The organism is Bacteroides sp. NSJ-39, from assembly GCF_014287315.1.
GTDB classification, from domain to species: domain Bacteria; phylum Bacteroidota; class Bacteroidia; order Bacteroidales; family Bacteroidaceae; genus Bacteroides; species Bacteroides finegoldii.
Window position 1 is genome coordinate 128,759 of record NZ_JACOOB010000013.1, and the last position, 9,047, is coordinate 137,805.

Below are 9,047 nucleotides of genomic sequence, written 5' to 3' on the forward strand. Positions count from 1 at the left end.
AAGGTATGGAGATATATGATATAAATACAATTTACAGTCAGTATAAGGAATTTATCAATTCTAACTATATAGATTTGAAAGATGAAGTAGAAATGATAGTTAGACGGAGAGGGCTATCTTCTATAATGAATGATTCCAAGTGGCTAAAATTACAAACCGCTATTCTGTCTATTTCGAAATTTGAACCCATATATGGTGTTCAACTTTTGACTGATGAGATTGAACATTCTCCCGTATTTGAAGTACCGACGCTTCCGATTTATGGAGATTGGGAACTTATATATGAAAATTGGGAATACGCCCCGCCACCATTCTTTAATATTGAATGGATGGCAATACAGCCTTTGAATAAAATTCACAAAGGAAGATTAATAAATCCCGAAATCATAGATAAATCAAATATATTGGTAGAAATTCTTTATAAGTATCATATACCATTTGAGAAGGAAGATGAACATACGTTTGTAATCTACGGGTATAAATGATGAATAAACCGATAACAAACAGCAAACCGACTGAACAAGCGGAACGCTGCCAAACATTATCTGCCAGAATAAAATAACAATAAAAAAGAAAAAACAATGATTAGGTATATTGAGAAAGGCGACATATTCCGCATTGAGGGTGTAAGTAGTTATGCGCACGGATGTAATTGCGCCGGTGCAATGGGTAAAGGCATTGCCGTGCAGTTCAAAGACAAATATCCAGATATGTATCTTGAATATAAGCTATTGTGCAAAGAAAACAAGTTTTGCCCCGGAGATGTATTTGATTATGATTATGGCAACGGGCATATATATAATCTTGGCACTCAAGCAACGTGGCGAACACGAGCTAAAATAGAGTATATCGAAAAGGCACTGATACAGATGCTTGAGTTAGCCAGTGGTGATAATGTAACGGCAATAGCCTTACCTGCAATCGGTGCTGGATTAGGAGGATTAAAATGGGATGATGTAAAAGCTGTTTTGAACAAAGTTTCAAACGATTATCCTAACGTTGATTTGTATGTAGTTGAAACTTATCAAAGTGAATAGTGGCAGATAACAAGCGGCTCAATCTCCCCAGAAAGGTCGATTATCCGCCGGACATTAGCAACCCCAAATAGATGGAAATGATTGAAGAAACTATAAGAACTGAATTTGAAGCATTGAAAAATGACTTTGAAACCATAAGACAACAAATAGAAAACGATGTTGTCAGAACTGAGTTGTATAAGGGCGAGTTTTATGAACTTACTCCATATTCCTATCAGCGTAATGGTTGCAAACAAGGAAAACCTGTAAAGCGTCCTGATACAATAAAAAGCACCAAAAATCTTTGTATCTACGGATTTAATAATCAAAATCAAATCGTAGAAGTTAAGGTCGGTTGTTCTATTGAAGATCAGTTTTATCACACCTTCTTATATTATACAGACAATCTTGTGAAAAGTATTCTATATGATAATGGAAAACATTTGATGAATGTATGCCATTACTTTTTCGAGGACGGAAAGTTGAAACGGTCACAGTTATGTGGTAAGTATGGTAGCCGTGAAGAAAATTATATCTATAAAGAAAATGCTTTGACACATATTGAAGTAAAACAATATGATATTGAGGGTAATAGTGGTAGTGATTTAATTCATATATTCCAATATCAAGACGATGGGGCTTTAGAAAGTATTACCAAATCATTTCCAAATGGATATTCTGAAATAATCTATAAGACGATAAGAAGTTGCTAACAAGTGGCTTAACCTCCCCTGAAAAGGTTGGTTAGCCACCAGACATTAGCTACCATGCAAATTGAATTAAAATGAGAAAGTATAAGTACACCAAAGAAACATTAGATGTCGCACTGGAAGAACTACAATCTGAAAATGTAGTGCAACGAAAAAAATATGTGAAATTTATATCTATGGCATCCCGTAGCGAGTTGTTCGGAAAGACCTGTGACACATTAAGTGTGCAAACTTGGTTTTTATCTTCGGATAACCGAGAAAAGTTAATTCGGGTTTTACATCAAGAAACAGAAGAAAAGTTACTTTGGGAGTATTTATTAATATTGCTTATGGTGTGTGAAAGATATATAGATCACGGCTGTTATGCTAAAGATTTTGCAAAAGAATCCTCTTGTGTGGAATTTAAGCAACGAGCTTATGAGATTGCAAAACAATATGCACATCATTCAAGTACGATAGTCCGTCAAATGTCAGGTTCTATAATGGGATATATGGGGGATAATGATGTATGGGACATATTCTGTAATGTAATGTTAAAGAAAAGAGATCTGCTTACTATAAGTCACATTACAATGGGGATAAGAAGGCATTGCACCGGAGTTGCTAACGGCAACAATCATTTCTTTGGTGGTACTATGACAGACAATCAACGAATGGATATTCTAAACAGTTTGCGTTTAGTCTATCAGAAATCCTCAAACAAAAGCATTAAAGGAATGTGTTTGAGAACTATTGAAGAATTGGAAAATACAAAAGAGGTAGCTAACAAAGCGTGATAACACCTAACGGTGTTCCCCGCTTAGCCATTATCTGCATAGAAAAAAATGAAAAGAATTGAAGAAATAAAAAAACAATTGGTTAAAAGGGCAACTGGTTTTATAACCGGGGGATTTAGACCTACAAATTCCAACACAGAAAGTTGGATTGGTCAAGTGTATCTATATAGAGAAAGTGAAGATATACCGATAGATGACAATGGTAAAGCAATGTTGCCATTATTACAAATATGTCTTGAAGAGTTGCCCTATATTCCTGATACACTTAAAGGGTCGAAAGTATTGACTGTTTTTGTGTCTGAAAATATGCCCGGCAGACTGGCATATAACGGAGATGATTGGGTTATTCGTGAATACAAAGAAGAAGATGTGTTGGTTGTTAAGGATATATACATGCAATCATCGTTACGCATAAAGCCCTATCCGCTGAAAAGCCAACTAATTACTGAAGATTATCCTATATGGGATAGTGGCGACATTCCAATGGATATAGAAGATGAGTTGGTGGAAATGGAAGATTCCGGGGAAATCACCGACTATTATGACTATACGGATTGTTTTGCCGGGCATAAAATAGGCGGTTATCCTAATTATATACAGTCAGGTATAGATTTCGGTGATGGATATGAATTTATGATTCAGATAGCTTCAGATGAAAAAGCGAACCTTAATATCATAGATAGCGGAAATTTCTATTTGGCAAAAAACAGTCAAACTGGAGATTGGAGGCTTTATTGTGATTTTTATTAGTAAATGCAGATAACAAGCGAATCAATCTCCCAAAAGGTCGATTATTCACCGAACATTATAAACTCAATAGATGAATAATAAAGAAATTTATATAAAACTGGAAAAAGCAGTTGGCGATAACAACGTGCAGGAAGTGTCGAATATACTCGACCAACATTCAGATCTGGATTTGAATGATGAGAATTTATATACGCTTCATCCACCTTTATGCCGAGCTGCAAAGAAAGGTTTTTATGAAATTTGCAAGACTTTAATTCAATATGGAGCCGATGTAAATTGTATTAAAGATAGATTATTTTCTCCTTTATGGGGTGCTTCGTCTGGAAACCATTTAGAAATAGTCAAACTATTGATAGAAAATGGTGCAGATATAAATGCTTATGAAAGTTCTACAACAGCAGCTTTGAATGAAGTAGCCGCTAAAGGGCATTTTGAGATTGTTCGCTATCTTATAGAGAAAGGTGCGGATATAAATAGGCTTACTACAACTCTACTTTTTTCTCCTCTTGATTGGTCTATTAGTAGTGGACATAACGAAATAAGCCTTTTTCTGAAGGAAAAGGGTGCGTTGTCCAATATCAACCACGATTATGTATGGTCTGAAGTAGGTGGTGGCATATCCCAACATATAGACTGGAATATTGGCAGAGTTATTCCTAACAAATTCAATGAAATGGAAAATGGTGTATTCAATAGGCTTGCGGTTGTTAATAGAGGCAACAATTCGTTATTGTTCAGTGTAGGAAATTTCCAATATACCCAGCCTTATGTGGAGTTTGTTATTGTGCTTCCGTTTGGCTGGAATCCATACTCTAAAATGGAGAAGACACAGTTCCCTTATATGGTAATGAAAGAATTGACGAACCAAGTCCGTAACGGAAGAACATTCTCTGATGGAGATTTTATATCCAAAACAGAGAAAGGGTTCAACGCAATCTCTTGGTCGGAGAAATTGGCTGGATTCTATGTCGTAGATTATAACTACTCTGATACAGCGAATCAATATGATAACAAAGAGGATATGGTTACTCTTTATACGCTTATTCCTGTAAAAGCTACTAAAAAGGGATATAGCGAACACTCTTTAGAAAAATTGAAGTCTAAGAAATGGAAAGCGATTGAATTGAGTTTATAACAAGCGGATTAATCTTCTAAAAACTCGATTATCCGCCGGACATTACTAACTTGCAAGAAATATGGTAAATCGAATAGAAATTGAAAGACTACTTCAAAGTAAAGAATTGAAGGAACTATGGCAAACAATTCAACAAGAGTTGCCACAACTTTATTTTTGTAAAGAAAATGACTCTTGGGAGGAAGCACGAATTGATAACCTTGAAGATTACATCTCCGAATGTAATACTTTGCTCTGTAAGTGTAACTTTCAAGAATTATCAATAAAAGATTTATATACTTATCTTTTATCGGATAGTTTTAGGGCTTTTTGCAAATACGTGCTTTTAGAGTGGGAAAACGAAGAAATTGTTATAGATGAGTCGGAGCGAGATTATATATTAAATGAACTTGAAATCTCGGAAGACGAATATAAGCAGCGTTGTAAAACGCATGATTATCTTGATGTTGCAAATTGTTTAATAGATTATTATTTACTGAATAAGCATCCGGATATTTTACTTGAATATTATAAAATGCAAGGATATAAAGAATCGGAACAAATATTCAAAAATAAAATTAATCTATATTCAATGTGTAAAAGTTAGTAACAAACAGCCCTACCGCTTAAAGCGGAACGCTGCCAGACATTACCGATAAGAATGAATACGAAAGAACTTATTAGAAAATTGGAGCAAATGACAGAGCTATCGGAAAGTAGGAATGAGTTTTATAAGAAACTAATACATTCCTTCCAGAATGATGCTGATCCACAAATCTATGATAAGATATATTCTAATCTTTGCGGATTATTAGCGCATGGAGATTTGAATAATAAAGAATATGACTTACTGAAAGAAGTTTTATATGAATTAGAAAGGATATAAGAATTAAAAGAATGTATCAGTAACATGCACCTCAATCGCCCATAAAGGTCGATTAGCTGCCAGACATTATTGATTAAAACAAAGAAGTATGATAATAGGAGATCCATATAAATTTGCATTTTGGGTTGACATTGTTCCAAGTTGGAATGATGATTCAGCGTGGATAAACGGAATATTCTGTATGTTAGTAAATGGTAAAATATATCCATGTGTTGATACATCAACCTTAAATAGTGAACTACCCTCCCTGTTATATGATTTTCAACATCATATATGTTTAAGCAATAATGAAACCCTGTTTTGCACAACACCTCTTAATGCAATAAAGTATTTGTTGTCAATAACATACCCAGACAGTGGAGATAATGATTATAGTTATAAGTTCATGACTTCCACGCTGGAAGATAATGGAGTATATGCGTTTGTTGTAGCCCATGACGACAACGTGCGCATACTTATTACGAAGGCATCAGATGATAAAGGGATTTTTGAAGTTAATGAAACGGGAATTAATGAAGTGATAATATCTAAATCAACCTTATGTGTTATGGTTAACGAACTGGATTCCTATTATCATAAAATAATCAATAACAAACAGCAAACCGACTGAACAAGCGGAACGCTGCCAGACATTAGCATCAACAAAATTAAAATATGAATGCAAAACAGATTCAATTATATTGTATAAAAGAAGATTATTATCTTTTGGACAAATATTTTAGAGAGAAACAGATATTTATATCAGCAATGCCATTGTCTGGATTTGATTTGAGACCCATACAAATTAGTGATTTTGATGAAAATGATTGGAATAGAGTAATTGTGTACAAAGAAAAACATTCGGTAGAAATTGAAGAAATAGAATCTGTTGTGTCATTTAAAAAGATATTTACACCTAATTTTATGATTAGTGATATATTGACTTTTGATAGAGCATATATAGATGTGGCAAATAAAAAAATTGTAGGAGGTAATATATCTGGAATTACTAAATATTTAACAGATGGAGTATTACTTTCTAAGAGTAATGAATTTTTAAAATGGCAAAATGCTTTTTATCTTTGGATAAAGAGAAATTTTATAGCAATAAAAATAGACAAGATTCATAATGTTTATGTATCTGAAAGAGTACGACAGATGATAGATGATGGATATATTTTAGAGTAACTTGGATTGTTGAGAAAATATAGACGATAACAAGCGGCTTATCCTCCCCTGAAAAGGTCGGTTAGCCACCGGACATTAGCATCAAATAGAAAGGAAATGAAAACGATAAAAGAATTACTTGATATAGTTATTACTTTGGAAGATAATCCTCAAACAAGTAAGGTTATCGACTTTCACAAGGGTGTGCCGACTCTTGAAAGTGGTGTTTATAGAAAAGACTCTCCTATGTTGAAAGTCAGGTATGAGTTATTCGGTAAATGGCTAAATGCCACACATGGAGATTGGCTTGATACGGAAGAAATGGAAAGTTTTTGGAGTGAAGGTGCAGATGATGAACGGTTGGCTGGAATTGTTCGAAATGTAAAAGCCTCAATGGGTAATTGGGAAGATCATGCAACCGGGTTATTTGCACTTAACAGAGTTTCTATTTTTGCCGCAAGTGATAACAGTTATGAAATGATTTGTCTAATCTGGTTTGACGGTACGGAAGAACCGGAATTATGGGTGTATGATTGTAATGGCGAAAGTCGATATAAAGACTTGGCTTCCTATTTGCAAGCATATATAGATGATGATGTTTCGGCTTCTGCCGTGAAATGGAAATTAGCCGATATGTAAGTAGTCCCAGAGATAGAACCGATGCTTATTCTCCTGCCGTTTCATCATGCCCAATGTATAAATCCGAGGTGAAACATCAGTGCGACATTCACCACGGTCAGGGCGATAGCGATAAGGACTATTTTGGCGAGCTTCCTGCCGGGATGTTTCATCTTTCCGTAATATTCACGAAGTGCTTCACGCCGCCCGGCTGTGTAGCGGAGCTGGCAAAACAAGTCGGGAAGAAAGCAAAGAATCATCACTATGGCAAAAGCAACAATCCAACTGAAATAGCGAAACATCAATGGTGTTCCAAGCGGTACGAGTATGGCAAAGAGCCAGCAAAAGAACAACAGCATACGCCCGTTAAGGTTGGTATGCTCCCTTTCGTGCCATATCTCGGCTACATACCACATATAGTCGATGAAGCAGATCCGGTATTTGCGATTGTCCTTATCCATCTTGTTACAAAAATAATGTTTTCTACCCACTTAACCATTACTTCATACCGAAAAACACCATACCCAATAAAAAGGACCTCGCCGGCTTGTTCTTGCCGACGGGGTATTTTTATCCTCACTTGTCCTTAATCAGATGCGACAGCTCCGGGTCTGCCTTGATGCGCCCGATCTCGTCGGCGACAATCTGCCTGACCTCGCTCTTGATGCGGTAGTAGTTGGCATCAATCTGCTGCTGCATGGTGTCGTTGCCGTCCTTGTCGGTGAAGTCGATGATCTGCGGTATCTTCACGTAGCGGGCGGTCTCCCGTCTGACCTTCTCGTTGTCCACGACAATCTCGGCATGGAAAATCTTCTGCTCGATACGCTCGTCGAAATTGTCGGCTACCGCCCCGACGAACATGCCCTGCGTGAGGTTGGAAATCTTGCTTGCCGGAATAAGGCTGTCCATCTGGGTGTTGATGGAGACGGAGGTCTCGTTCCGGTTGATAGTCATGTTCTGCCGTTTCTGCAAGACCTTGCCGAAACGCTCGGAGAGCGTCTTGGCGGTTTCAGCAACTACCTGACCTGCAAATACATTGCCGACGGTATTACAGATTACAGCGGACTCCTTGTCTCCGTAATCACGCTTCAACTGGCTAAAATCCTGAAAGCCGAGCATGACGGCTACCTTGTTGCTTCGGGCGGTGGCAATGAGGTTGTCCAGCCCACGCATGTAGATGGTGGGCAGCTCGTCGATAATCACGGCGGATTTGAGCCGTTTCTTCTTGTTGATGAGCTTCACGATACGGGAGTTGTACAGTCCCAACGCCGCCCCGTAGATGCCCTGACGGTCGGGATTATTGCCGACTACGAGCACTTTCGGCTCTTCGGGATTGTTGATGTCGAGGGTGAAATCGTCCGCCGTCATCACCCAGTAGAGCGCCGGGGAGATCATGCGGGAAAGCGGTATCTTGGCACTGGCTATCTGCCCCTGCAACTGCTCCACCGCCGAGGACTCCCATGCGTCCATGAAGGGAGAAAGGTAGTTCTCCAGCTCCGGGTACGAGGTCAGGATGGGGAAAATGTCGGCGTACTTGCGGTTCAGGAACTCAATGGCATGGGGAAAGGTGCAATACCTGCCGTTCTTGTAGATTTTTAGATACCATATAATGCTGGCTAACAGAATGATAGGCGATTCTACGAAGAAGTCGCCCTGTTTGGAAATCCACGTGCGGTTCAAATTTAACATAATCGTGTAGGCACTCTCGTAGGCATCGGATATGTCGGTCATGAAGTCCGGGTGGATGGGGTTGCAGCGGTGGCTCTCCCTCGGATTGTCGAAGTTTATCACGTAGAACTTGGGCTTGACCTTGTAGCCGTCCAAATGGGCGAGCAGGTGGTTGTAGGCTATCTCGGAGAGGTCGGGGTACTTGAAATCATACAGGAAGAGCGAATAGCCCTTCTCGATGGTCTGGTCGGGTAGGTCAGCTCCCTTTCGGGAGCTTTCCCCCCTAAGAACCGTACATGAGAGTTTCCCCTCATACGGCTCAAGCAATTCTAAATTTCTATATAGAAACCGGCTCATTATTTC

13 protein-coding genes are annotated in these 9,047 nt (G+C 38.1%); 11 read left to right on the plus strand and 2 right to left on the minus strand.

Annotated features, from left to right (window positions below):
• The first annotated feature begins 5 nt into the window (after positions 1 to 5).
• From H8S63_RS14675 to H8S63_RS14725, 11 genes are all read left to right on the plus strand, one after another.
• Positions 6 to 485: a DUF6678 family protein gene (locus H8S63_RS14675; RefSeq protein WP_118430373.1), complete on the plus strand. Its 480-nt coding sequence runs from the start codon at positions 6 to 8 to the stop codon at positions 483 to 485.
• Between the two features lie 96 nt (positions 486 to 581).
• Positions 582 to 1,037 (plus strand): macro domain-containing protein, encoded by a 456-nt coding sequence (locus H8S63_RS14680; protein WP_029427323.1) that lies wholly within the window; start codon positions 582 to 584, stop codon positions 1,035 to 1,037.
• 71 nt (positions 1,038 to 1,108) lie between these two features.
• Positions 1,109 to 1,729, plus strand: coding sequence for a hypothetical protein (locus H8S63_RS14685; RefSeq protein ID WP_032581398.1), 621 nt, complete (start codon positions 1,109 to 1,111; stop codon positions 1,727 to 1,729).
• Positions 1,730 to 1,800: 71 nt separating this feature from the next.
• Positions 1,801 to 2,502, plus strand: a complete 702-nt coding sequence (locus H8S63_RS14690; protein ID WP_118430371.1) for a hypothetical protein — start codon at positions 1,801 to 1,803, stop codon at positions 2,500 to 2,502.
• Positions 2,503 to 2,550: 48 nt separating this feature from the next.
• Positions 2,551 to 3,252, plus strand: coding sequence for a DUF1963 domain-containing protein (locus tag H8S63_RS14695; protein ID WP_186927216.1), 702 nt, complete (start codon positions 2,551 to 2,553; stop codon positions 3,250 to 3,252).
• A 70-nt stretch (positions 3,253 to 3,322) separates the two neighbouring features.
• On the plus strand, positions 3,323 to 4,387 hold the full coding sequence (locus tag H8S63_RS14700; RefSeq protein ID WP_032581399.1) for an ankyrin repeat domain-containing protein: 1,065 nt from the start codon (positions 3,323 to 3,325) through the stop codon (positions 4,385 to 4,387).
• A 61-nt stretch (positions 4,388 to 4,448) separates the two neighbouring features.
• Complete coding sequence (locus H8S63_RS14705) at positions 4,449 to 4,973, plus strand: hypothetical protein (protein ID WP_118418114.1); 525 nt, start codon at positions 4,449 to 4,451, stop codon at positions 4,971 to 4,973.
• 54 nt (positions 4,974 to 5,027) lie between these two features.
• The gene (locus tag H8S63_RS14710) at positions 5,028 to 5,252 is read left to right on the plus strand and encodes a hypothetical protein (RefSeq protein ID WP_029427360.1); all 225 of its coding nucleotides are present in this window, start codon (positions 5,028 to 5,030) and stop codon (positions 5,250 to 5,252) included.
• Between the two features lie 88 nt (positions 5,253 to 5,340).
• Positions 5,341 to 5,862 carry an Imm42 family immunity protein gene (locus H8S63_RS14715; RefSeq protein ID WP_118430369.1) on the plus strand — a complete coding sequence of 174 codons (522 nt, stop codon included), beginning with the start codon at positions 5,341 to 5,343 and terminating at the stop codon, positions 5,860 to 5,862.
• 44 nt (positions 5,863 to 5,906) lie between these two features.
• Complete coding sequence (locus H8S63_RS14720) at positions 5,907 to 6,419, plus strand: hypothetical protein (protein WP_118430368.1); 513 nt, start codon at positions 5,907 to 5,909, stop codon at positions 6,417 to 6,419.
• A 96-nt stretch (positions 6,420 to 6,515) separates the two neighbouring features.
• Positions 6,516 to 7,037 carry a hypothetical protein gene (locus H8S63_RS14725; protein WP_118430367.1) on the plus strand — a complete coding sequence of 174 codons (522 nt, stop codon included), beginning with the start codon at positions 6,516 to 6,518 and terminating at the stop codon, positions 7,035 to 7,037.
• Between the two features lie 44 nt (positions 7,038 to 7,081).
• Here H8S63_RS14725 and H8S63_RS14730 read toward each other — a convergent pair whose 3' ends face one another.
• Both H8S63_RS14730 and H8S63_RS14735 read right to left on the minus strand, forming a co-directional pair.
• A complete protein-coding gene (locus H8S63_RS14730) occupies positions 7,082 to 7,477 on the minus strand; it encodes a hypothetical protein (RefSeq protein WP_118430366.1) in 396 nt (131 codons plus the stop codon).
• A 115-nt stretch (positions 7,478 to 7,592) separates the two neighbouring features.
• On the minus strand, positions 7,593 to 9,047 hold a 1,455-nt coding region (locus H8S63_RS14735), incomplete at its 5' end, for a TraM recognition domain-containing protein (protein WP_255467670.1).

Coding starts and splice junctions, on each gene's coding strand:
- H8S63_RS14685 (WP_032581398.1), top strand. CDS start 1,109: ATGGAAATGATTGAAGAAACTATAAGAACTGAATTTGAAGCATTGAAA.
- H8S63_RS14710 (WP_029427360.1), top strand. CDS start 5,028: ATGAATACGAAAGAACTTATTAGAAAATTGGAGCAAATGACAGAGCTA.
- H8S63_RS14705 (WP_118418114.1), top strand. CDS start 4,449: ATGGTAAATCGAATAGAAATTGAAAGACTACTTCAAAGTAAAGAATTG.
- H8S63_RS14700 (WP_032581399.1), top strand. CDS start 3,323: ATGAATAATAAAGAAATTTATATAAAACTGGAAAAAGCAGTTGGCGAT.
- H8S63_RS14725 (WP_118430367.1), top strand. CDS start 6,516: ATGAAAACGATAAAAGAATTACTTGATATAGTTATTACTTTGGAAGAT.
- H8S63_RS14690 (WP_118430371.1), top strand. CDS start 1,801: ATGAGAAAGTATAAGTACACCAAAGAAACATTAGATGTCGCACTGGAA.
- H8S63_RS14695 (WP_186927216.1), top strand. CDS start 2,551: ATGAAAAGAATTGAAGAAATAAAAAAACAATTGGTTAAAAGGGCAACT.
- H8S63_RS14720 (WP_118430368.1), top strand. CDS start 5,907: ATGAATGCAAAACAGATTCAATTATATTGTATAAAAGAAGATTATTAT.
- H8S63_RS14675 (WP_118430373.1), top strand. CDS start 6: ATGGAGATATATGATATAAATACAATTTACAGTCAGTATAAGGAATTT.
- H8S63_RS14680 (WP_029427323.1), top strand. CDS start 582: ATGATTAGGTATATTGAGAAAGGCGACATATTCCGCATTGAGGGTGTA.
- H8S63_RS14730 (WP_118430366.1), bottom strand. CDS start 7,477: ATGGATAAGGACAATCGCAAATACCGGATCTGCTTCATCGACTATATG.
- H8S63_RS14715 (WP_118430369.1), top strand. CDS start 5,341: ATGATAATAGGAGATCCATATAAATTTGCATTTTGGGTTGACATTGTT.